The 21,296-nt window shown below is 60.9% G+C and carries 25 protein-coding genes; 7 read left to right on the top strand and 18 right to left on the bottom strand.

All coding sequences use genetic code 11. The features are described from left to right. Positions 1-231: 231 nt before the first annotated feature. The 12 genes from J2S71_RS08190 to J2S71_RS08135 form a co-directional block, all read right to left on the bottom strand. The gene (locus J2S71_RS08190; protein ID WP_307390676.1) at positions 232-1,092 is read right to left on the bottom strand and encodes an ankyrin repeat domain-containing protein; all 861 of its coding nucleotides are present in this window, start codon (positions 1,090-1,092) and stop codon (positions 232-234) included. Between the two features lie 257 nt (positions 1,093-1,349). Continuing rightward, entirely contained in the window at positions 1,350-1,634 is a 285-nt protein-coding gene (locus J2S71_RS08185; RefSeq protein WP_503122925.1) for a DUF6652 family protein, read from the bottom strand. A 30-nt stretch (positions 1,635-1,664) separates the two neighbouring features. Further along, the gene (locus tag J2S71_RS08180) at positions 1,665-2,795 is read right to left on the bottom strand and encodes a DUF1648 domain-containing protein (protein WP_307390670.1); all 1,131 of its coding nucleotides are present in this window, start codon (positions 2,793-2,795) and stop codon (positions 1,665-1,667) included. Then, positions 2,792-3,316 (bottom strand): GntR family transcriptional regulator, encoded by a 525-nt coding sequence (locus tag J2S71_RS08175; RefSeq protein ID WP_307390668.1) that lies wholly within the window; start codon positions 3,314-3,316, stop codon positions 2,792-2,794. Before J2S71_RS08175 ends, J2S71_RS08180 begins: the two co-directional genes overlap by 4 nt. A gap of 69 nt (positions 3,317-3,385) precedes the next feature. Then, a complete protein-coding gene (locus J2S71_RS08170; protein WP_307390665.1) occupies positions 3,386-4,429 on the bottom strand; it encodes a hypothetical protein in 1,044 nt (347 codons plus the stop codon). 48 nt (positions 4,430-4,477) lie between these two features. After that, positions 4,478-5,002 carry a hypothetical protein gene (locus J2S71_RS08165; protein WP_307390663.1) on the bottom strand — a complete coding sequence of 175 codons (525 nt, stop codon included), beginning with the start codon at positions 5,000-5,002 and terminating at the stop codon, positions 4,478-4,480. Then, complete coding sequence (locus tag J2S71_RS08160; RefSeq protein WP_307390660.1) at positions 4,995-5,750, bottom strand: ABC transporter ATP-binding protein; 756 nt, start codon at positions 5,748-5,750, stop codon at positions 4,995-4,997. The genes J2S71_RS08165 and J2S71_RS08160 overlap by 8 nt, the downstream gene beginning before the upstream one ends. 78 nt (positions 5,751-5,828) lie before the next feature. Continuing rightward, positions 5,829-7,085, bottom strand: a complete 1,257-nt coding sequence (locus J2S71_RS08155; RefSeq protein WP_021725701.1) for an ATP-binding protein — start codon at positions 7,083-7,085, stop codon at positions 5,829-5,831. Positions 7,086-7,256: 171 nt separating this feature from the next. Continuing rightward, the gene (locus J2S71_RS08150) at positions 7,257-7,742 is read right to left on the bottom strand and encodes a hypothetical protein (RefSeq protein WP_307390657.1); all 486 of its coding nucleotides are present in this window, start codon (positions 7,740-7,742) and stop codon (positions 7,257-7,259) included. Between the two features lie 58 nt (positions 7,743-7,800). Then, positions 7,801-8,523, bottom strand: coding sequence for a PrsW family intramembrane metalloprotease (locus J2S71_RS08145; RefSeq protein ID WP_307390655.1), 723 nt, complete (start codon positions 8,521-8,523; stop codon positions 7,801-7,803). A 96-nt stretch (positions 8,524-8,619) separates the two neighbouring features. Next, positions 8,620-9,072 carry a type II toxin-antitoxin system HicB family antitoxin gene (locus tag J2S71_RS08140; RefSeq protein ID WP_307390652.1) on the bottom strand — a complete coding sequence of 151 codons (453 nt, stop codon included), beginning with the start codon at positions 9,070-9,072 and terminating at the stop codon, positions 8,620-8,622. A gap of 30 nt (positions 9,073-9,102) precedes the next feature. Continuing rightward, a complete protein-coding gene (locus tag J2S71_RS08135) occupies positions 9,103-9,288 on the bottom strand; it encodes a type II toxin-antitoxin system HicA family toxin (RefSeq protein WP_307390646.1) in 186 nt (61 codons plus the stop codon). Between the two features lie 518 nt (positions 9,289-9,806). Here J2S71_RS08135 and J2S71_RS08130 point away from each other — a divergent pair. Both J2S71_RS08130 and J2S71_RS08125 read left to right on the top strand, forming a co-directional pair. Next, the gene (locus tag J2S71_RS08130) at positions 9,807-10,352 is read left to right on the top strand and encodes a flavin reductase family protein (RefSeq protein ID WP_021726460.1); all 546 of its coding nucleotides are present in this window, start codon (positions 9,807-9,809) and stop codon (positions 10,350-10,352) included. A gap of 27 nt (positions 10,353-10,379) precedes the next feature. Then, a complete protein-coding gene (locus tag J2S71_RS08125) occupies positions 10,380-10,892 on the top strand; it encodes a nitroreductase family protein (protein ID WP_307390642.1) in 513 nt (170 codons plus the stop codon). 56 nt (positions 10,893-10,948) lie between these two features. On the opposite strand, the gene J2S71_RS08120 is transcribed toward J2S71_RS08125, so the two are convergent. Then, positions 10,949-11,746 (bottom strand): alpha/beta fold hydrolase, encoded by a 798-nt coding sequence (locus J2S71_RS08120; protein ID WP_307390638.1) that lies wholly within the window; start codon positions 11,744-11,746, stop codon positions 10,949-10,951. Positions 11,747-11,958: 212 nt separating this feature from the next. Here J2S71_RS08120 and J2S71_RS08115 point away from each other — a divergent pair, with 212 nt between their 5' ends. Then, positions 11,959-12,582 carry a class I SAM-dependent methyltransferase gene (locus J2S71_RS08115; RefSeq protein WP_307390636.1) on the top strand — a complete coding sequence of 208 codons (624 nt, stop codon included), beginning with the start codon at positions 11,959-11,961 and terminating at the stop codon, positions 12,580-12,582. Between the two features lie 79 nt (positions 12,583-12,661). Here the strand turns inward: J2S71_RS08115 and J2S71_RS08110 are convergent, their stop codons facing one another. The 4 genes from J2S71_RS08110 to J2S71_RS08095 form a co-directional block, all read right to left on the bottom strand. Then, on the bottom strand, positions 12,662-13,696 hold the full coding sequence (locus J2S71_RS08110; protein WP_307390633.1) for a Gfo/Idh/MocA family oxidoreductase: 1,035 nt from the start codon (positions 13,694-13,696) through the stop codon (positions 12,662-12,664). A 385-nt stretch (positions 13,697-14,081) separates the two neighbouring features. Next, positions 14,082-15,140 (bottom strand): hypothetical protein, encoded by a 1,059-nt coding sequence (locus J2S71_RS08105; protein ID WP_307390631.1) that lies wholly within the window; start codon positions 15,138-15,140, stop codon positions 14,082-14,084. 187 nt (positions 15,141-15,327) lie between these two features. Continuing rightward, positions 15,328-16,284 (bottom strand): Fic family protein, encoded by a 957-nt coding sequence (locus J2S71_RS08100; RefSeq protein ID WP_307390628.1) that lies wholly within the window; start codon positions 16,282-16,284, stop codon positions 15,328-15,330. A gap of 140 nt (positions 16,285-16,424) precedes the next feature. After that, positions 16,425-17,474 carry a Fic family protein gene (locus tag J2S71_RS08095; RefSeq protein WP_307390625.1) on the bottom strand — a complete coding sequence of 350 codons (1,050 nt, stop codon included), beginning with the start codon at positions 17,472-17,474 and terminating at the stop codon, positions 16,425-16,427. 188 nt (positions 17,475-17,662) lie between these two features. On the opposite strand from J2S71_RS08095, the gene J2S71_RS08090 reads away from it, so the two are divergent. From J2S71_RS08090 to J2S71_RS08075, 4 genes are all read left to right on the top strand, one after another. Then, a complete protein-coding gene (locus J2S71_RS08090) occupies positions 17,663-18,202 on the top strand; it encodes a hypothetical protein (protein WP_307390622.1) in 540 nt (179 codons plus the stop codon). Between the two features lie 100 nt (positions 18,203-18,302). Continuing rightward, positions 18,303-19,139, top strand: a complete 837-nt coding sequence (locus tag J2S71_RS08085; protein WP_307390619.1) for a hypothetical protein — start codon at positions 18,303-18,305, stop codon at positions 19,137-19,139. Between the two features lie 35 nt (positions 19,140-19,174). Further along, positions 19,175-19,360, top strand: a complete 186-nt coding sequence (locus J2S71_RS08080) for a hypothetical protein (protein ID WP_307390616.1) — start codon at positions 19,175-19,177, stop codon at positions 19,358-19,360. A gap of 14 nt (positions 19,361-19,374) precedes the next feature. Then, positions 19,375-19,929, top strand: a complete 555-nt coding sequence (locus J2S71_RS08075; RefSeq protein WP_307390614.1) for an IS1634 family transposase — start codon at positions 19,375-19,377, stop codon at positions 19,927-19,929. A 101-nt stretch (positions 19,930-20,030) separates the two neighbouring features. Here the strand turns inward: J2S71_RS08075 and J2S71_RS08070 are convergent, their stop codons facing one another. Then, positions 20,031-20,972 (bottom strand): aldo/keto reductase, encoded by a 942-nt coding sequence (locus J2S71_RS08070; RefSeq protein ID WP_307390611.1) that lies wholly within the window; start codon positions 20,970-20,972, stop codon positions 20,031-20,033. Positions 20,973-21,296 lie beyond the last annotated feature (324 nt).

The following is a 21,296-nucleotide window of genomic DNA, read 5'->3' as shown; positions in this document are numbered from 1 at the left end:
TCCCATTACAGTTCATTACGCGACGTCATGAGCAAGGGTTTTTGCCCCATCCGAAAACTGGCGGCTAGACGTTGTCACCTGGTACAGCGCATGGGGCCATCACCGCACACACCGAGAAGCGAAAACCTCGCCATACGAGAACGTCGTGGCACCCATGCCACCAGACGCCCGTGTGCCCTGTGCGCCATCCTGCATGGGTTCGACGCAGAATGTCCGCTGCATCCATGAGCCCTACCCTTGGGGTGTGAGCAAACCTCTGACCTCCTCCACCTTATCCGTTTGACCAGCGGCTTTTTGTGCCCAGGGCTCCTGAAGCGTCTCGTTGAAGACGTCAATGGCCCGTTTGCCGTTGCCATCGACCGCATCTGGCCGGGCACCCTGCTGGAGCATCTTCTTGATGATGACGATGTCGCCGTCATCTAGGCCATTGCCACACATGGCTGTAACAAAGTAGTTGAGAGGCAACTTCGCTTGTGACCGCTTCATGTCGACCCCCGCATCAAGCAGGACATTGACGATCTTGGGGTTGTAGGCATCCAGGCCCTGCTGAAGGAAGCTTTCTCCATAGCGGCTGTCCCAGTCCGTATAGTCACATGCAAAAAGAAGCAGTTCCTCAGTGGGGTGAGCCCCCCTGGCAAGCAGGGTGTCAACCATCTCATAGTCATCTTTCCTGACCGCACGATGCAGAAGCGACTCCCCCGACGCTAGGCTTTCGCGACAGGCATAGTCATCAATGGCAATGTCCGGATTGGCGTCGAACACAGCCAGGAGGCCCTTTACGTCATGCGAATCCACGCATGCAAATGCCTTGTCGGTAGCCTCGTCTTTGGCCTGGCTCCTTGCCGCACCCGCAGACAGATGGGCATACGTGCCGACAACGATTACCGCCGGCACAAGACCCACAACGAACAAAGTGATGGGGATGGCCTTCTTGAGCCCAAGCTTCTTCCCCTGGGCAGCACGCCTCTTTGAGCCCACGGCAAAGACGATGGTGACGACAAGTCCCGCCCCTATGAACACGACCGCAACGACCGCAAGAATCAGATAGACAAAGAAGATACCATTGAGTAGGAGGACCGTACCAAAAGCCATGTGCTGCTCCCCTCTCGCCAGATGGGATGAGTGCCCTTGAGACAGAGCATAGCATCTCCGTCGGGTCGTCCCTCTCATTGCGGGACACACAGTAGGCATGCAAGCAAACGAGAGCAGGTCGTGCGATCACCACGTCACCTACCTCATGGTATCGAGGGCGTGCCACACAATGACTCGCGGACTCGCGCATCTCGCCCGGCCCCCACGAACCAGCGAGCGCGATGCCACGGCCAGCCACCACTACGAGCCATCAGCCATCATATCCCGACAGGGCTCATGCCGTCGGGACGGTCCCCCCTGAAGGCCAGGGCGCACCCCGCCTTGCACACCTTTGAATGCAGGATGATCGCTGCCACGACATCGGTAACGAACAGCAGGTGCAACACAAGGAGAACCGTCGCCGCGGCGCCCGTGATGAGGTCCTGCCTGCACGCACGAACCACAGACGCGAAACCGTACGAGGAGGTGAGCAGCAACAGCACGTAGTCGACGGCGGCCAGTAGCAGCACCATGACGGGCGCAAAAAGGATGAGCCCCGGCACCACCGCCGAGGGCTGGCCATGCCTCCCTGCCTATCCCGTCAGGATGGACACAAGCAGGACAAACCCAACGGTAAGGGCAGGAATCCCCACGACGAGCGCCCAGGCCGCCGGCCGCGCGAAGTTCAGAGTCCAGCCAAAGCCGAATCGCTTGGGGAGAAAGATGCTCGCATCCCCCCGGTTGACGTAGAACATGCCGAGCCACCAGTGCTCGTCATCGTCTGACAAGAGCTCGCCGCCCCCTTGCATCCTCCTGAACACACGCGAGCCCATCTGCCCATAGACGACCGAGAGGACCACGCCGCCCATGGCAAAGGGAGCGCAGAGGATTATGATGCCGAGCCCTGCCTGGCCTAGCCCGATAAGCCCCGCTGACGAGAGCAGGAACAGAAGGCCGGAACCCGCACTCATGAGCACTCCCGTGGCAAGCAGGAGCACGCTCTGGGCGCGAGCGAAGAGCCCGTACGCCAGGACAGACGTGGCGGGCGCGCCGGGATCGACCGGACGCTTCGAGCGCAGAATCATCCAGTGGGAGAAGGCGAAACACACCGCCAGGAACGCCTCGAAGGCAACGGGAAACCCAATGGCGCTGCCAGGCGTCTTCGGCACATAGCGATTGACATTTCCCAGAAAGTCGGCGTGCATCGGAAGCAAATCGGGCATGCCGGGATAGAGCACGAGCCCCAGGCAGACCGTCCCTAGGATGACGGGAACATAGATGAGGTCCCATGTTAGGGGAATCGCGCCTGGCAAGCCCTCCTCGGCGACGCTGGCGACCGCCTGACGGCTCCTCACCCCCCAACCCTCGGAGCGCTTGAGCGCGCTCACCCTGCGGCGGTTGCGCAGCATGAGCACGAACGACATGACCACAGGGACGAGCAGGGCGGCGCACATAAGCGCCGTACCAATCCCTTCCTGGCCAGAGACCATCAGCATGCCAGCCGCCAGGGAGGAGATGGTCGCCGCTGCCGTCAGGACGAGCATCACCACGGCGTAGCGCCTCTTGAGCAAGACGAGGCGCGGGTCCCTCTGGGCGGAGGCGGGCACCGTCACGGCGAAGCACTCGGTGCGGCGCATGAGATACGGGGTGAAGGCGAGCAGGAGGCCGACGACGAGCGTCAGCAACGCCAGCATGCCAATAGTGGCGACAGCGATCACGATCATGCTCCTTCAGGTGCGGTCCCGGAAGCTCTCGGAGCAACATGCCGGACATGTGAACCATCGGCCCCCAGGCAATCGCCCCTCTCGTCCAAGCCCAGCACACGCACGTCCCGCTGCACCCCGGCCACGCCCGAATCAGAGAACACGCACGTAGCCTGGGTGCGCGCGGCCTCCAGGAACGTCTCCTCGGTCCCACCCTGGGCGCAGTGCTCCAGGGCAAGCTGGCGGAGGCCTGTCGCAAGCCGCTCCGCATTTGCCGCCACGCGCTCGGGTGTCGCAACCTGCCCAAAATCTGCCACTATCGCCCCCGAGCGGCCGCGCATGAGGAGATACCCCTCGTCCCGCAGCACGGCGTACGCCTTGTTCACGGTATGGAGGTTCACGCCGAGGTCGCACGCGAGCGTGCGCACGCTGGGGAGCCGGTCTGCGGGAAGGAGCTCCTCCCGTGCGATGGCCGCCACGATCTGGTCGCGAATCTGCTGGTAGACGGGTGTCTGATCCGTTTGGTCAATATGGAGGATCATGTCATCCCCTTCTCCGCGCATGTCTCTCTGCCATAGGCTGAATATACCATCGGGCCTCGCGCCCGCCCCTCACCGGTCCTGGAGCGGGATGTGCACCGCGGCCCTCGCAACAAGCGCGGACGCCGTGAGGACCACCAGTGCGACGGCCACGCCCGCCGCAGTGCCTACACCACCTGTGAGCGACGTCGCCGCAAACCCGGCGAACGTCGCAAGGAAGCCCACGCCGACGCAGATGCCGACGCTCACCGAGCGCTTGACCGGCTCGTACGCGCTCGACCACCCATAGTGGGGATGCCGTACGTCCAGGAAGGCGCCCAGGCACGAGGACAGGGCACCCATCGCCAATGGGGCGATGACGCACAGGACGGCGTCGAGTGGCGTCCTCGCGACCCCAACGGCGACAATCGTCCCGGCAATCACGGAAGCAGGTCCCGTGACGAGCAGGCTCAGCGCCAGCTTGGCGCCGACTATCGTGGAGGAGGGCACCGGCGCGGTCTGCACAATCCAACGCGCGCTCCCCTCAAGCGAGGTCGACGAGGCGGCAGGTGATGTCATCGCCATGCAGAGCCCCAGGGCCCAGGGAAGCACCTCCACCATCAGGGTGGCGATCGCGTCTCGGCCCGCCCCCGGGATGTTCATCGCAGACGCAATGACATCGGGCCTGGCCACGGTCGCCGCGATGGCGACGGTGAGTGCGAGGATGGGACCGGGCGCGGTGTTCATGAGGTATATCGGGGTCCCGAGCCACAGCCTGAGCTCCTTGCGGACCAGTGCGACCAGGGGCCTTCGGGGGACGTCCGTCCTCGTAGGCGCACTCCCCGCCCTACGCAGGCCCCCGGCACAGAGCAAGGAGTTCATGGGTACCAGGAAGCGCGAAAGCACCGCGACTGCGGCAACGCCGGACGCCATTGAGACGCCCGCGTACAGCGCAAGCGCGGGCACGCTCCCCTCCATCGCGTCCGCCGCCCATGCGGCGGGCGGCCACAGCGCCGACACGGCTCCCCTCAGCTGCCCGCCCATGGGGACAAGGGCATCGAGGCCCTCCTGACCGGACGCGCCCGCGCCTCCCGTGGCGAGCGTGACCCCCACCACGATGGCGACCGTCACGAGCACGCCGACGATGCCGAGCGCGCGGTCGGCGAAGGGCGTGCGTGACGCCGCCTAGGCCACGCAGAACGAGACGGCAAGGGCGAGCGCCAGGGGGGCTGCCGGGGCCAGCAGCAGGGCCAAGACGGAAACGATGACGCCTGCGGGCGTAACACCGATCGCGAGCAGGTAGGAAGCCATGAGCGGTGCACCGAGGACCAGGGAGCACACAAGCCCCATGCCATAGAGCGGGGCGACACGCGAGACGACCACGGCCCACAGGGGCGCGGGCATCGAGACGACGAGGTCGAAGTCCCCGAACCTGAACAGGAGTCCGTTCGACTTGGCGAACGTGGAGAACACGCAGCCCACACCCACCGCCGCCACGGCGAGGCCGGGCAGTGCTCCCGCGGCACCGAGCGCAACGAACGCCTGCCCGACCGCCCACATATACGCCACGACATACACGGCGAGCAGGGCGACGCCCACGGCGGCGAGCGCGAGCCTCCTTCGCGCCTTGGGGTCGCGCTCGTTCATCAGGCGGCCCACGCCGAACGCGCCGAGCGCCTGGACCCTGAGCAGGGGCGCGAGGCTAGCCATTGCGCGTCTCCCTCGCGAGCTCGAGGAACACCTGCTCGAGGCTCTCGTCCCTACGGACCTCGTCGGTCGTCCCCACGCGGACGATGCCGCCCTGGCGGATGATCGCGACCGTGTCGCAGAGCTTCTCCACGGCGTCGAGCACGTGGCTCGAGAGGAAGATGGCGCTGCCGCGCGACGTGAGCTCGCGCATCATGGTGCGCAGCTCGTATGCCGCCTCGGGGTCGAGCCCGATGAAGGGCTCGTCGAGCACGAGCAGCCGTGGCTCGTGAAGGAAGGCTCCGATCAAAACGAGCTTCTGCCTCATGCCGTGCGAATACGCGGAGACCATCTCGCCAAGCCTGTCTTCCATCCCCAGGCGCTTGGCGAAGCCGTCTATGCGCCGTACCCGCTCATCGGAACCAACGCAGAACAGGTCCGCCACGTAGTCGAGGTATTGCATGCCTGTGAGAAAGCCATAGACGTCCGGGTTGTCGGGCACGTAGGCGCACACCCGCTTGCAGGCGACGGGATCCGTGCGAACCGATTTCCCGCAGATCCGGATGTCGCCCTCGTCGAAGGCAAGGGCGCCCACGATGGAGCGGATGAGCGTCGTCTTGCCCGCGCCGTTGTGCCCCACGAAGCCGAAGATGCTGCCCGGAAGGACCGAGAACGAGACGTTGTCCACGGCCCTCTTTCTCCCGTAGCTCTTGGAGTAACCCTCGACGGCGAGAATCGGGCCGCTCGGCTGGCACATGTCGTCTGCGCCCATTGCATGGCCTCCTTGGGACCTGTCCTATCGGACGGCCCGATTCTATCATATGTGTACTAGTACAGATAGAACAAAAACTTAGAAGTCAAGGCTATTCGCGTCGAGCAGGAAGTCGTAGACGTTCATCGTCAGCACCCCATGCTCGTCATAGTGAGGCTCAAACCCCTCCTTGGTGATGATGGCCTTTTTGAACCCATCATCGATCCTGAGGAGAGACCGCTCCTCCTGCTCGCGCTTCTCGGGAGTGGGCATGGCAAGGGCGGACTGAACGTAGTAGCGCTTGCTCCCCTTGTTGCATACGAAGTCAACCTCAAGCTGGGTACGGCACACCTTGCCATCCTTGCCCCTGACGCCCGTGGGCACAACTCCGACATCAACACCAAAGCCTCGACCCCTCAACTCATTGTAGATGACGTTCTCCATGATATGGGAGCCCTCCATCTGTCGGAAGTTCATGCGCGCGTTGCGCAGCCCCAGGTCCGAGAAGTAGAGTTTGAATGGGGTGCCGATATACCTCCGGCCCTTCAGGTCGTAGCGCTTCGCACGGCTCACAAGAAACGCGTCCTCTAAATGCGATAGGTAGCGATCAACGGTCTCGGGGGCAATCGTCGTGTTCTTTTCGCTCCTGAAAGTCGCCGAAATCTTGGAGGGGTTCACGAGCGACCCGATTGCCGAGGACAGTACGTCTATAAGCTCCTCAAGGTTTCCCGTGTCGCGAATGCCATTGCGCTCGACAATATCGCGAATGTAGAGCACGTCATAGAGAGAGGACAGATAATCGGCCTTCTCTTGGGTCATCTTCTTGGAAAGCACCGCAGGAAGCCCACCATACGTGGCGTATTCGGCGTAGCCGTCGCGTTTGTCGCCACCATATGCACTCATGAATTCCGAGAAGCTCAATGGTGCCATCGCTATCTCCTGGCCGCGTCCCCTAAACTCGGTCACCACGTCCTTGGACAGCAGCCGCGCGTTGCTACCCGTCACGTACACGTCAACGTCAGGCATGGCAATGAGGTCCATAAGAACCTCAGGGAAGCTGTCGAGCAGCTGCACCTCATCCAGAAGCACGTAACGTTTCCCGCTTGTCTTACCGAGCTCCTCCGTCACATGGGAATAGAAGGTCTCGGTGTCTCGATATCTTCTGTTGCTGAACCGATCGAACGCCATCTCGATGATGTTGGTCTTGGGGATACCCCGCTTGAGCAGGTAATCCTTGAACAGGTTGAATACCAGAAACGACTTGCCGCAGCGCCTGATGCCCGTGACGACCTTGACCTGATCCGACCCCATTCCAGAGATGAGCTTCTGCATGTAGCTGGGACGACTTATAATCATGGCAACCCCATCTGAAATTTATGAGCATTGTTGCGGAAATTTCATATAGGTATTTTAGACAGCATGAGACATGACCGCAAGACACATCTGAAATTTATGAGCATTGTTGCGGAAATTTCAGATTGAAGACGAAGACTCCCTGCGCATGTCCACGGCGCACGTAGGCATGGGCTAGTGTGCCGACAGGTGTCCGAGGTGGATGCCGATGTGGCCGATGCCAAGGATGACGGCAGAGATGACCGCCACCGGTGATTGGCACCAGACACCCAGGAGGCCAAACGCGGCCACAGGCCGAGACGCCAGAGGCACGGGGATGGGGCCGAGGGACGCGTACATACCGGCGAGCTCCTCCCCTCCCCTGAAGTAGCGGACCCAGGCAAGCTCGTACAGGAGCATGAGGACGGTAGCGGCAACGAACCAGAGCAGCCAAGGCAGGGAGAGACCCTGCGGACAGACGAACACGATGGCGGCGCAGGTGGTGGCGGCCTGGCCGACCCTCTCAAACGCAAGCAACACGCGGCTCTCGTGCCTTGCCACCTCTTCGTAGCCCGAGGGTCGGCTTCTTGCCCAGAGGACGTTGGGAATGAACAGCAGCGCGAGGAACGCCATGCCCACCACCGAGAAGCCGAATTGCATCTTCACCCCAAACTGTCGCAAGAAGACTCCTCGATAGTATATGGCACAGGTGGGGTTGTCATGGGGCCCCAGGCGCCGGCTATGAGGCAAAGCGGCGGTCGTGGCGCGCCGCCGAGCGTGCGACCTTGAAGACGATTAGGTATACGGCCATCATGACGAGCAGGAAGAGTCCGCCCGACTCATTTGTCGCCATGGCGGCAGCCGAGTCGTACAGGCCATGCGCCACAACCGAGAGCACATAGCCGCCCACGGCGCAGAGGGCAGACGCAAGCCTGTGCCCGCGTACGCCGCAGAGCTTGGCCTGCCCGTAGAACAGGCCAAAGAGCACGGCAAACCCCATGTGGGCCGGAATGGCCATGATGGCGCGCGAGAACAGCACGCCTGGCCCATATGCCAGGCCATACGTGATGTTCTCCATGCCCGCGAATCCCAGCGACGTGAACACGGCGTAGACAACCCCGTCGAAGCGACAGTTGAAGGCAGGGCTGTTCCAGGTCCTTCGAGCCATGAGCGCATACTTGACGCCCTCCTCGATCACGCCGACCACCATGAGGTCGCCCATAACCTCAAACTGCATGCCAGAGGGGTCAAGACCCGAGAGGAGCCCGAAGGCCCGCATGCCGATGGCCTCAAGGAGGCTTGCAGCGAGTGCCGCAGCGACACCCCTCATGACGAGCGACCACAGCAGCCCAATCGGCTCCCGGTCAAGGGTATCAAGCCGATACACATAGACCATCAGCACAATGGCAGGACCCAGCGCAAGCAGCATGAACAGGTAGACGTATGCACTCAGGCCAGACATGAGGAACAGCATCCGTTTGCCTCCGATGTTCTCTGAACCCGTCTCCCCACCCCAGACAGCCCGGGCCTTGCGGACAGGAGAAGACGCATGCCCCGCTTATGCTGTCACGGATTCCTTCCTCGGCCTGCCCGCATGGATGGGTTCGTTGAAGCGTCGCATCACGCTAGCCGCATCGACCATATGAACCATGCCGACCTTGCGCGAGGCGAGTATGCCGTCGCGAATCATTGCCCGGATACGTGCGGGCGTAACGTCCAGGAGGTCTGCGGCCTCGTTGACGCTCATGGTCTTATCCTCCGGGGTATCCTTGTCGCATTCCACCACAATGCCCATGCGGTAGCCATTGGCGCTGCACTCGTTGCCGAAGGTTGGTACGGGAAGGGTCTCGCCCCTCTCGAGCGACATAACGATGTGGTTCTCCAAGAGGTCCTGTGCCCTGAAGGCAGCATCCTGCAAGTCTTCTCCCTGGGTGATGATACCAAGGTCGGGAAACCTCACCTCGAGGAACCTGCCCACGGGCTCTATGATTGCTTCGTATACATACTTCATGTTTCCTCCCACCAAGATCGGGGCCGGAACCTACCTCATTCCCAGCTTCTCTTTGATGTCCCTCTCCACTCCCGAACTCAGGTCTTTCGCGTGGCGCGGCACCTGTATCTCCTTCCCATCCTTGGTCTCGAAGATGTCATGCCTTGCCCCATGCCATATGAACCTACCACCGTTTCTTCTAATCAGCTTGACGGCTTCCCGGTAGTTCAGCGACATCCTCGTTTCCCCCTCCCATCGGCTTAATTATATGAAGCGCAATAGATACAACAAGAAAATCATTGCGTGACGTATTAGTTATTTTGGAAAGCCGCCAGCATCGATCTCTCATGTATCCCAAGGTCTCGATGGATCCAAGATCGAGATGGCTCATCGGCCCACCCATGGCCGGAACGTTGGGCCGCACCCACGGGGCATGGGCCATCCACGCAAAAACGCGGCCGTCACCCCGCACAGGGTTGGTTCGGGTGACGAGGATTACACCATGAGAGATGGTGCCGGAGCTTCATGCACGGCAATGCGCAATGCATTTTTTGCTCCAGACCTCGACAGCACGCAAGGTTCCGGCAGCATTACCATCACGCGATCCGCCGGGATGGATCCCGATCGGACGTCTGCCATGCCCCCCTCTGGACAAGGGGGTGCTCGATGCGTGTCAGGATTTCGTCAAGGCGCCCATCGCAGCACACGACGGGGTAGGCTGGTTGCATACGAAGTCACGACCGAAGGGGGCCATCATGGAGCGGCAGCACGTCGATCCGTTTGAGCATGCGAACACGATCACGCAGGCGAACCCCGGGGGCATCCTGCTCACCACCAAGGCAGGCGGCGAGGTGAACACCATGGTGATTGGGTGGGGGCTCATCGGTACGCTTTGGGGCAAACCCACCTTCACCGCCTTCGTTCGCACGAGCCGCCACACGCACGCGCTGCTCGAGAAGAACCCGGAGTTCACCGTCAACGTTCCCCTTGAGGGAGAGCGTCTGAACAGGGACATCTTCGCCGTTGCCGGCACCAAGAGCGGTCGCAGCGTGGACAAGGTCGCCGAGCTGGGCCTGACCCTGGTGGACGGCAGCACGGTGGACGTCCCCGCAATCGCCGAGGTGCCGCTGACACTGGAGTGCAAGGTCATGTACCAGCAGCTGATGGACAAAGGCTCCGTCCCCGAGGACATACAGGGGCGCTTCTACCCCGCCGACGTCACCGACATCGATAAGGGCGGCAACTGCTACTACCACGTCATCTACTACGGCGAGATCGTGGACAGCTACATCGTGAGGTAGGAAAGGCACCAGGACAAGGAGACCCTCATGGAGTTTGCGGACGTCATCAGAGATCGCTATTCCTGCAAGAAGTTTGGCGACAAGGCAATCAGCAAAGAGGAGCTGGACGCGATCCTGGAGGCCGGGCGCATTGCGCCAACCGCCAAGAACCTCCAGGAGCAAAGGGTCTACGTGCTCGAGTCCGACGAGGCCTTGGCGCGGTTCGACGAGATCTGCCCCTGTCGCTACGGCGCCCCCACCGTCCTGCTCGTGGCGTTCGACAGCACCAACGTCTTCACCTATCCGGGTGGCGTACGGGACTCTGGCATAGAGGACGCGAGCATCGTGGCCACGCACATGCTGCTTGCCGCACAGAGCCTGGGCGTAGACAGCTGCTGGGTCAATTTCTTTGACCCCCAGAAGATGGCCGAGGCGTTGGAACTTCCAAGCAACGAGGTCATCCTGATGGCCCTCGACCTAGGCCATGCCGCCGAAGGGACAGGGCCCCTGCCCAACCACACCAGCAGGAAGTTGCTTTCCGAGACCGTCATCCGCAGGTAGGTCGCAGACAACTGGCATGGACCTGCGCCTCGATGGATCGAGCCTCACCCCGTATGTCAGCGACTCCCCCGAATCCTCTCGTCCAGCAGTGCAGCGTACTCGTCGGGATGGGCGCACTGATAGCCGCAGTGGTTGTAACCAGGCACATCGATGAACTCCGCATCCGGGTACCTCCTGAACACACGCCTGTGCGACATGCGGGCCGACTCCTCGCTCCCCCACAGGAAGACGCAGCGCCCAACCACGTCCGGCGGCAGGTCCGGCAGCCTGCACTCGCAGAAGGTCGCGGACTCATGGGCCACCGACGCGTCGGAGACGAACGAGCACACCTCCATGCAGTCGCGCACCATCTCCCTGTAGACGGGAGCCCCGCCACCGAGAAGGCGCCCGAGCATGCCTTTTTCGAGCACGGCATCAAGCTCATCATCGGTTACGCCAGCAGCACCATCGCGCCTGGCAACACGGACCATGTGGCGGAAGGCGGCTCGCACGGCGAGCTCGACCGGCTTGGGGAAGTCGAAGAACGGGCCACCATCGAAGAACCAGACGTCGGAGGTGATGGAACCCTCCCGTGCGATGTCGAGCGCATTGATGGCACCCATCGAGGTGCCATGCGCCATCGCAAGGTGTCCGACGCCCCGGTCACGCAGCCAACCGACGACCTTGTCCGTAGCATCCTCCTTGGAGAGGTAGTCGCCCCCGCCACGAACGTGGCCGTCCAACGTGACGAGCACGACGCAGTAGCTCCCGCTCAACCTGTCGGCTATGGGGCGCAGCGTGTCGCCCGTGCAGAACGAGCCCGGCAGCATCAGCACCATGGGGTTCCCCAGCTCTCCCACCACGTCAAACCTCATGTGTGCCTACCCTCTCGCATATCCGACATGTGCCCACATGATTCCGAGCAAGGTGGCCGCACGATTCGACATTCCGTAAAATATCATACTGCAAATTAGCCAAAACTAACTGTTGCGATATACTCTCCGAGAGGCAGAGACGGTCTTTGGGACCGCCCTGGCGGAGCGTCGCCATGGGACGGACGCGCAGGCAACATATCGAAGGGACCCGCATGGGACTATTCACGCGCTTCGTCAACAACACCCGCAAGCCCGAGGGGATCCTGGGCTCGCTCATGGTCAGCGGGATGAACTCTGGGCACGCGGCTCTAGCTGATTGGGGCATGGACAAGTTTCCGCCAATGACTCCTGCAGACATCATCGACCTGGGCTGCGGCGGCGGCAGGAACGCGGCAACGCTCATGAGGCGCTACCCGCATGCGCGCATGTGCGCCCTCGACTACGCTCCCCTCTCCGTCAGGAAGACCACGTCATACAACAGGGCCCAGGTAGACGAGGGAAGATGCAGGGTACTGCAGGGGGACGTCTCGAGACTCGACCTTCCCGATGACTCATTCAACCTGGCCACGGCGTTCGAGACCATCTACTTTTGGCCCGGCCTCGAGGAGTGCTTTGCAAACGTACATCGAATCCTGCACCCCGGTGGGCACTTCTGCATAGTCAACGAGTCGGATGGGACGGATGCGGCGTCGCTCAGGTTCCAGCGGATCATCGATGGCATGCGCTGCTACACCACAGAGCAGATCGGCGACGCGCTGCGGGGTGCGGGATTCACGACCATAACCTGCCACCACCACGAGTCAAGGCCATGGATCGTGGTGGTGGCGCAGGCGTGAGCGAGCTGTCGGCCCATCCCGGCCCTCATGACAGCCGACATCATTGATGGCTCACCCTCTGCCGGATCTGGTTGCCGCCCTACCGCAGCTGTCGCGCGCTCTCCTCGAGGATGCGCATCTGCATCATGGTCTCCTCGGACGTAACGAGTTGGGGCACACCGTGCGCGACGGTCTCGTACAGCGCGTCATACCACTGGGAATAGCTGCTGCGTACCGAGGGAACGCGCTCCTCGTGCAGGCCCTCAGCGTCCTCGTAGCGCAGGGTCCCCCACTGCCCCGGCGCATCCAGGCCAAAGTCATCGTGCCCGACGGGCAGGTAGAAATGCTTGAGGTCACGTTCCTGCTGGTCCTTGTCCCCCTTGATATAGGCGCCCCTGTCACCATAGAGCGCGAAGCTCGGGCGCGGAAAAGCTGTCGAGTAGTTGGCCTGCGCCGTTGCCTTGAGTCCAAGGTCGTCGTAGTAGAGGTCATAGTCGAAGTAGTCGTTGGCCATTCCCTCGCCCTGCAGCTGCCTGAGCTCGCCGCGCCAATGGTCAGGCATGCCAAACCAGCTGATGAGCTGGTCGAGGCAGTGCGAGGCGTGTCCGTAGGCGGCTTGGTTGACAACGTCGAGCGGCTTGCCGGCAAGCATCCGAGGGCGCCAATAGTCGTAGCTCGTCACCACCTCGAAGACATGCCCCAGCCTGCCAGATGCAAGCACCTGCCGTGCCGTAAGGAAGTCAGAGTCAAAGCGGCGGTTCTGGTAGCACTGGACCGTGACGCCCTTGGCACTGGCAAGGTCGAAGAGCTCCTGCGCCTGCGCAGCGGTCGCCGCGAAGGGCTTGTCGACCGTCACGTGCTTACCGGCCTCAAGGGCCTTCTTGGCCATCTCGAAGTGAAGGTCGGAGGGCGTCGTCACCTCGATGATGTCCACCTCGGGGTCGTCCAGCATGCCCTCAAGGTCCGTGGTGTATGCCACGCCAGGCACCTCGGACCATGCCGTGTGATCTATGTGGCGAGCCTCGATGGCCTTGATGCGAAACTTCTCCTGACGTGCGAGCACGTAGGGTATGTGATAGCGGTTGGCGCTCTTGCCATTGCCGATGTATGCGACGTTGAGTGCTCGACCCTGCATGAGATGGCCCTCCTTCATCCTTGGCTCAGTCACATCTCCCCTGCGCCGAGCCCCTGGTCCTGCGGCACACGGGCGCGGCCATCATTTGGAACCTTCTGCCACTATGAGGCAGGCCCAACAAAGGAAGCCGGCTGTCATGAACAGTGTAGTAACGGGCGTCGCCTGCCACTCGATGCTCGTACAATGAGGATGGAAATTTTTCCATGGTCGGTATTTCCTCATTGACGCCCTAGGCTTGTATCATTCACCTCTTGAATTATGGGCATAATTCGTGTCCACAATATGCAAATCGCCACCCACACACCTTCGCAAAGGATTTCATCGATGTGACGTACCGCATGATTGGAGACGGCCAAGGTGCCAACCGTCATGCCACCCTACGTTGTCAGACAGCAGGATACGGGATGACGCTACCAACACAATAAAATATAAAAATGGCCACTAACGGAATGCAAATCTCGATGATCGCCCATCGCATATCACCCTTGAACCAATCGGAGTATGTACGACGTGGTAGTATCTTTCCTCCTGCTTGGGAAGAATCTTCTCCTAATGCTGAGGGGTGTTTGTCAGAGAACGTATCTATGCGCCTTATCAACGGAATCCTCTGGGCCATCTCACGGTTAGTCCTGAACTGTTGCACACACCCTAGGACATCGTATATAAGGGTAAGAGGGAGCAACAAAAAAAGGTCTTTGTATAGGCTTAGGGCCTTGCTCAAGAGATCAGCTGTAACAACCTCTGGAATGACCTGGTAATTTCCTAGACTTCCCAGTAGTGCAACCAGCAGGACTGACAATAATCCAGCCAGAAGCCCCCTAAGAGGAACAAACTTAAGTTCAAGCAGTCGCTTGAGTGTTCCGGTCGGGAGCAGGAGCCAGAAATGAAAGGCGCCCAAGAAGGTCATCGACGCAGCACCAAAGACATTTGTGCGCAAAACGCCAACGATGGCCATGAGGGCATAGCCGAGCAGGAAGCCCGAACATGCTCCGCTTACCTGTAGCCAGATCTTGTTATAGTGCTCAAGATCCTCCCACTTACAGAATCGGCTAGGACCGGACAACTTGCAATGGCGCCTGCACAACTCTCTTCCCGTATGCATGACCGGAAGAGACAGCAGCAAGATGACAAGAGCGCCCATAAGCAGAGCGGTCAGTATAGTCGCTATCGCTTCCCCACCCGAAGCGTCAAACTCAAGCGCCGGTCGAAAGAACTCCCAGAGAAAACGCAAGGAGGGTATGTCCTTGCATAACTGTGCTGCGAAGCGGAGGAAGACCCCTAGGATGCCAACTGCCGTCAGGACAAGCGCGAGATACCCGGGTTCCTGCACAACCAGACTTCCGAAGATGGGCCAAGAAAAACTCCGATCCTTGCTCCCCGTCAGGATCCAGTTCCTCTCACGATGCCACTGCTGCCAGTCAACAAGGTTGGAAGTGTCGTACATACTTCTGCGAAAGCGTCGGCACATGTTCGCAATCGTTTCTCGATTCGTCCCACAATCTATCTCGTCCATGTGATCCTGCCCCCTTTGTAGACACCAGCTACTCTTCTGATGATGGTAGTAGGTGTACGCGACACAAATGGGACGGCTTGGGACCCTGGGGGCGGGAAATGATCTGGGGGCCAACGCCCTACCTGCGCACGATCCACACGCCAGCTCTTGCGCTCCCCTCTCTCTCCAGCTTGCCGGCCGCCTTGAGCTCCGCAACCACACGCTCGGCGGTGCGCTTCGAGCTACCGAGGCGTTCGGCGAGGGCAGAGATCGTGCCCCTGGGGTTCTCCTCGAAGAATGACAGGGCATCCGACAGCTCAAGCTCGTGCGCGCTCTGCGGCAGGGCAAAGGGAATGATGGCGTCGCGTATGACCTCAAGTATGAACTCGACGAATGCCTCGCTCGATCCTCGTGCGTCCGATTCGGCAAGAGCCGCGTAGTACCCCGCCTGCCGACTGCGGATGGTGCTCTCGACGGGCAGCCATGCGAGGATCGGCCTCCATCTTGAGAGCAGCAGCGTGTGCCAGAGCCTGCCCATCCTGCCATTGCCGTCAGCGAACGGGTGGGTGAACTCAAACTCAAAATGGAAGATGCACGAGGCGAGCAGCGGATGCATGATGGTGCTCTTAAGCCATGCAAACATGTCGGACATGACCTCAGGCACGTACTTGGCAGGCGTCCCGGCATGGATGAGGGTACCACCATCAAACACACCAACATTTCCCGAGCGAAAGCGGCCGGCCTCGGGGACAAGCCCTCTCATCATCACTCCATACGCTCTGAGAAGGTCATCGATTGAGTACGGATTGAGGCGTGGAAGCAACTCATAGGCACGCTGGGCGTTCTTCACCTCAAGAATGTCATGAGCGTCACCCAATACGTGCTTGCCATCGAGGATCGCCGTCACGGCCTTCTCGTCAAGCTCGTTCCCCTCAATGAGAAGCGAAGAGTGTATCGTCTTGATGCGCAGCTCGCGGTGGAGCGTAGGACTCGCGGCAAAATTCGACTGGGGAGATATCTTGCCGACGAGCTCGGCAATCTCCATGCAGAGCGAATCGATCCGGTCGTTTCGCTCGAATGGTGGGACGTAGGCCATGGGCATCCTCTCATGTATATCGCCATAAGTATACCGCCATTGGCGGTATACATGGCCACCCCCCCTACAAGGCCTGCCAGACGCCCCTCCCAGGCGTGCCAGCGGCAGCGAGCCCACATCCGCGGCACACGTGCACCCACCTAGCGCCTCACCCTATACATCGTGGCGCGGGCGGCACCGACCTTCTCGATGGCACCCTCCGCCTGCAGCCTCTGGAGGATGCGCTCGATAGTGCGCTGGCTCATCGAGGGGTTAGCGTCCATGATCTCGTACTTGGTGGCGGCGCCCATAAGACCATCGAAATACGCGCGCAGTATATCCTCATTGCTCTTACCAGACGACAGGCGCGCGACGCGCTCGTCCAGCTCCCCATAGCAGGCGATGAGGACACCCAGCATGTAGGTCACGAATGGCGCATAGTCACTCGTGGCATCCTTCCAGCCCACAGAGCTTGCCGCAAGCGCCTCGTAGTAGGTCTGCCTCGTGCGCTCCATCTCGCGCTCGATGGATACGTACTTCCCCACGAGGTAGCCGCTGCGGTACAGGAGAAGCAGGATGAGCAGGCGACTCATGCGTCCGTTGCCGTCGTTGAACGGGTGGATGGACACGAAGTCGAAGGCAAAGACCAGCGAGACGAGCAGTGGGTCATGCCTGCCGGTGCCAATCTGCCTTGCATACTCGTCGCAGATTCGCTCCATCGCATGGGGAGTCGCGACGGCACTTGTGGGCCTGAACCGGACGACCATCTCACCGGATTCGCCTTGCTCGGCAATGACGTTGTCCGAGTCCTTCCACCGCCCGGCAAAACCGGCCTCGGTGAATCGGTATAGGGCGCGGTGGAGCTGCAGGATGACGTTGGGCATAACGGGAATGTCATCATGCAACACATGTATCTCATCAAGTACGTAGCGATAGCCCACGATCTCGCGTTCGTCACGGGTATGGGGCTTCGCGCCTGCCGTCACAAGCTCGCGTAGGCGTTTGTCCGAGGTGGATATGTTCTCGATTCTGTTCGAGGCGCCCGTACTCTGAATGCGCGCCGACTCGACGAGGCTGTCCAGAACGTCGGGTGCCATGGTGACATAGAGTTGCTCCCTGCCCCTATGTTCGTGCACATCCGCAAGTGCAGAGAACACCTCTGGCACTAGGAGGCTCGCAAGCATCCTGTCATAGTCGAACTGCTCCGCCATATCCTCGCCACCTCTCTACTATCTTAGCCATTATAAATTATTTGGCTAAGATAGTAGCAAAACACCCGTATTTAGATCTTATCACCACAGATCTTTAGGATTCCACATGCGGTCTGATAGCAAGGAGGACATTTCCTGGTACCATCTCTATATAGTGCTATGGTGCTTTCGTTTAACAGGGGGCGGCGGTGGCCTACTTCCTCAAGAGAACGCACAACAAAAAGGGGCTCTATCTCCAGATCTACGAGAGCCACTGGGACCCCGAGCGGGGGCACACCGCGAACAGGTCCATGAAGGCACTGGGCTACGAGCACGAGCTCAGGGAGTCCGGCATCGTAAACCCCATCGCGCACTTCAAGGCCGAGGTGGACATGATGAACGCCGAGAGGAAGACGGCCAGGGAACGGAAGAAGGTCCGCGAGTTCGGGCCCGATCTCGTCGAGAGGCACCTGGGCCACTTCGCGGTCAAGGCGGTGGATGACGCGCTCGGCGTGGCGGGCGACCTCGCGTACCTGCAGCTCCACAGCGGCTTTCGGTTCCAGATTGCGGAGCTCCTCTCCTCGCTCGTCTACGCCCACGCCGTGGCGCCCTGCTCGAAGCTCAGGACCTTCACCGACGTGCTGCCGCAGATGGAAGGCGTGGATGCAGCCTTCACGCTGAACCAGCTCTATGACGGCCTCGCCTGCCTGGGTGACGAGCGACCCTCGGCCGGCCGCAGGCGCAGCTGAAGGGCCTCATGGCACCATAACGGGAATCAGAAAACCAAAGTCCGGTGCGATAATACCATTAGGGCAGATGTGCGCAGACTGACAGAGAAAGGCTCCTGCCATGGACGATGTACGAGACGAGACTGCCAAGGCACGCACTGAGGGCACGCGTGAGAGAGTCTGTCCCGATGCCAGAGAGCACCTGCGCCAGGCCTGGATTGTCCTCGTGGGGCTCAGTGTCATGTTGTACCTTCTGCCACAGGACAGCATCCCGCCCACGATTGGCTGGGAGGCGGTCTGGAAGTACCTGATCTACTTTACGGCCATTCTTGGCTTCTGCCTCCGGGGGTTCATGCAGGCGGGCTTGGGCTTTGCCAATGCGTCCCATCTCGAAAACCGCGCGCTCCATGTCAAAGCTTTGAGCTTTGCGCTGCTCGTTGTCTTCGGCATCGGAATCTGGTATGCGGGCAGCAAGGCCATGGGAGCTGCAAAAGACCTGCAGCACGGCCTTGGAAGCCTCGTTTCAATCTATGATGTGTACATGGATCCCGCCGTGACCGACGATTCGAGCTACTTCAACGCACGTGCCTCTCAGACAGGCATCCCAATGCCGCTGCAGGAGCGCATCTGCCTCAAGCCGATGACATACAAGAAGGTCGCTGGAGTGGAAAGGTGGGTGCCCGCCGATGACCCGGCAGGTATCTCGTTCAAAGTGTATGCGCCAGAGCTTGACTCGATGCTCGATGCCAATGGCGTCGGTCCGCTCGTGGTGGGCAAAGAATACTATGGCTACTACACGAGCAGGACAGGCATTCTCATAGAGATCGCCTCCTCCGAACAGGTCTCGGAGGAGCTGTACCAGTACTTCAAATCCGATCCTACGCTCGGACCCTATGTATCGAGGGGAAACGGGGCTGGCACAGCGTCAGGCCAAGAGACGGACGCGGCAGCCGCATGAGAGGCTGCCAAAGCTGCTGTGCCCGAAAGACAGCTATGGGATGGGTTGACGCAAAGAATGGCCACTTCGAGTTCAGTATGATGCACCTGCCCAAGACGGGCGGTGAGGAATTCGACGGCGCAATCAACTCGCTCCTCAAACGCTGCGGCACCGACCACTTCGACATGCTGCTCGTGCATGCGCAGAACGTCGACACCTATGCCAAGTACCAGAAGTTGTAGTCATCTTCGCGCCCGTGGACGGGGAAGGCGAGGTCAGGGAGGACATGAGGGTCGCGGCCACCTTCGACCACGAGGCGATCCGGAAGGCGAGGATGCTCGCGGGACACAACATGATCGTGACCTCCGAGACCGGTATGGGGCCCCGCGAGATATACGACACCTACCACCGGCTCCGGAGGATCGAGGAGAGCTTCAGGGTCATGAAGTCCGAGCTCGACGCAAGGCCGGTCTATCTGCAGAGGCAGAGCACGATCGCCGGCCACTTCCTCGTCTGCTACATCGCGGTCCTGCTCGTGCGGCTCCTGCAGGTCAAGGTGCTGGGAGGCAGGTTCTCGTCGGAGGACATCATGGGCCTCTGCCGGGGTTTCGACGTATGCCACGCCTCCGAGAGGAGGTATGTCAACGTGTCCAGGCACACCCCCCTGATAGAGGAGCTTGCAGCCAGGACGGGCCTGCCCCTACTGCACTTCAATCTCACCGAGGGTGACGTGAAGGCGATCCCGTCCTGCTCCCTCGGGATGCTCCGCGGCGAGGGGGAGCGACCCTCGATCGGCCGCAGGCGCAGCTGAAGGGCCTCATGGCACCATAACGGGAATCAGAAAACCAAAGTCCGGTAGTAAAACAAGGAATATAAGACAGCCCAATTGCTAGCGTCAGGAACCACTGATGCCTACGGCAGGTACTTTCCGCTCGCGAGGTAGAGTCCGTACCACTCCTCGCGGGTCAGCGTGACGTCCGCGCCGCTCACGATGTCTGCCAGGTGATCGGGGCTCATCGTGCCGACGATTGCCTGCATGTGCGCCGGGTGCGAGGTGATCCACGCGATGGCGATGGCAGCCTTCGTCGTCCCGTGCCTGTCCGCAAGCTCCTGCAGGGCGGCGTTCAGCTCCGGGAACTTTGGGGAGTCGACGAAGCAGCCGCCCGGCTTGCCGCCCGCCGGGAAGCCATAGGACAGCGAGGACCAGGTCTGTATCGTGATGTCGTTCACGCGGCAGTAGTTGAAGGTCTCGTTGTCACGGTCCACGGAGCGCTCGGTCGTGAGGTTGTTCACATAAAGCCCCTGATCGATGAGCTGCGACTGCTCCAGTGAGAGGCTCATCTGATCAAAGACCAAGGGAACGCGCACGTGCTTCTTGAGCAGATCTATCATCATCGGGGAGAAGTTGCTCACGCCAAAGTGGAGCACCTTGCCGCTGGCGTGCAGCTCATCGAACGCGTCGGCGACCTCCTCCGGGTCCATGAGGAGGTCCGGGCGGTGCAGCAGCAGCACGTCCACGTAGTCGAGGCCCATGCGCTCCAGGCTCTCGTCCACGCTCTTCAGGATGTTGGCCTTGGAGTGGTCGAAGACGCCGCGCGCGAACTCCAGGCCACACTTGGTCTGCATGACAATCTGGTCGCGAGAGAGACCAGACAGCGGGAAGGCCTCGCCAAACCTGCGCTCCGCCTCCCCCTGCGCGTAGCAGGTAGCCTCATCAAAGAAGTTCACGCCGAGGTCGACGGCATTGGCCAGGACCCGCGCGGCCTCATCCTTCGCCAGCGCCGGCATGTGCATCAGACCGAGGGCGATGGCGGGAATGCCCGAGGGCCCTTCGAGAATGTTCAGCTTCTTCATGACCAACCTCCCATGGACGCCATCCGACAGACACGCGAGCCTGCACCCATCTTGCCAAAGGTGACATCTCCATTGCCAGTATCGTCCACAATCTCCAGAGGGACAGCGCGGAGAGGTCAGGAAGCTCCTACGCGCTCACCATGCCGCAACCGGCAGTTCAACGGTGCAGGTGCACCCACCGCCCTCGTTGTCAGAGAAGCGCGACGGCCCGCCGTGCGCTGCCGCAATACGCCGCCGAGTCCGCAGGGAAGAATTCTGGAAGAATCGAGTCGCCGGTTCCCCGAACGGAGGGGGCTGTCCCTCTCCCGCTTATAGCGCCTCCTA

Origin of the sequence: Olsenella profusa DSM 13989, assembly GCF_030811115.1 — a bacterium.
Lineage (GTDB): Bacteria > Actinomycetota > Coriobacteriia > Coriobacteriales > Atopobiaceae > Olsenella_F > Olsenella_F profusa.
This window is presented reverse-complemented; position numbering and strand designations above follow the sequence as displayed.